The organism is Aquibaculum arenosum (assembly GCF_029222965.1).
Lineage (GTDB): Bacteria > Pseudomonadota > Alphaproteobacteria > Kiloniellales > DSM-21159 > Aquibaculum > Aquibaculum arenosum.
Genome location: NZ_JARHUD010000028.1, coordinates 1 through 1352 on the forward strand (window position 1 = coordinate 1; position 1352 = coordinate 1352).

The following is a 1352-nucleotide window of genomic DNA, read 5'->3' on the forward strand; positions in this document are numbered from 1 at the left end:
CAGCTCGTCGGCAACGGGCGAGCCTTTACCAGGTGTTGCTTTGATGACCTCACGGCGGGCATGGCTCCAGCAGTGAGCAAGCACCAGAGGTTGACCGCCGCGGCGCTCCGGCCGGGCCAGGCGGCGATAACCGCTGTAGCCATCGACTTGCAGGATGCCTTCAAAGCCCTCGAGGATCTTCTCGCCGTGGATGCCGCCGCGCCCCGGCGCATAGTGGAACACCACGCCGGGCGGATCGGTCCCGCCCCACGGCCGATCGTCGCGGGCCAGCGCCCAGAGATAGCCCGTCTTGGTGCGGCCTCTTCCGGGGTCGAGCACCGGTGCCGTCGTCTCGTCGAGGAACAGCTTGCCCGACTGCTTGAGGAGCTCCGCCATGCGCGCGACGACGGGGGTCAGGTGGAACGAGGCCCGGCCGACCCAGTCGGCCAGGACCGAGCGATCAAGGGCCACCCCGCGGCGCTTGAACTGCTGCCACTGGCGATAGAGCGGCAGGTGCTCGCAGTACTTGGCCGCCATGATGTGGGCGATCAGGGCCTCGGTGGGCAGCCCGCCCTCGATCAGCCGCGCCGGATCCTTGGCCTGAGCCACGCCGCTGCGCCCCTTCGGGCAGGCGTACCGGGGGCGGATCGTCACCAGAACGCGCAGTTCGGCCGGCACGATGTCGAGCCGCTCCGAAACGTCTTCGCCGATGCGCACCATCTCGCCACAGCCGCAGGGGCAGGCCAGGCTGTCGGGCTCGATCACCCTCTCGATCCGGGGAAGATCCCTGGGCAGGGCCCGCCGGCCTTCGCGGGTGCCGGATTGCTCCTTTGCCTGGCGCTTCTCCGGGCGCGCCCGATCATCGGCCTCCCGGACTTCACCGATGGCAATCTCGATATCCTCGAAACTCAGCGCCAGCTGGTCGGGATCGAGCTTCTCCGAGGACTTGCCAAAACGGGCGCGCTTCAGTTCGCGCAGGAGATGCTCGAGGCGCTCGGTGCGAGCCTTGAGCTCCTGCACCTCCGCCTCGAGATGCACCCGGGCCGCCCGCTCGGCATCAAGCTGTCGTGCCTGGAGAGACAGCGCATCGAGATGCGCCGCAACAGCCGCGCGTGTCTCCGGCGGCAGGGCATCAAGGTCGAGACTGGGCAGGCCCTGTGACATGACACCCAGCTACCATAACCGCGCGATGCCCTGCCACCTTCCCAGGAGCAATGAGTCAATCTGCCGCAGTCGGTGCTTGCATCCTGCGCGCCACCACCCGTTTCCAGTCCAGGCCTTCAACCAGCGCTTCATACTGGGCGCGGGAGAGACGCATCACGCCCTCGCTGATCCGCGGCCAGACGAACTCCCCAGCCTCCAGCCGCTTGTAG

At 68.0% G+C, this 1352-nt stretch carries 2 protein-coding genes; both read right to left on the minus strand.

All coding sequences use genetic code 11. The features are described 5' to 3' along the window. Positions 1-1143 (minus strand): IS66 family transposase (gene tnpC / locus P2G67_RS16360; protein ID WP_275824365.1); only part of this gene is annotated, 1143 nt, incomplete at its 3' end. A gap of 55 nt (positions 1144-1198) precedes the next feature. Continuing rightward, positions 1199-1342, minus strand: a complete 144-nt coding sequence (gene tnpB / locus P2G67_RS16445; protein WP_367575381.1) for an IS66 family insertion sequence element accessory protein TnpB — start codon at positions 1340-1342, stop codon at positions 1199-1201. Positions 1343-1352 lie beyond the last annotated feature (10 nt).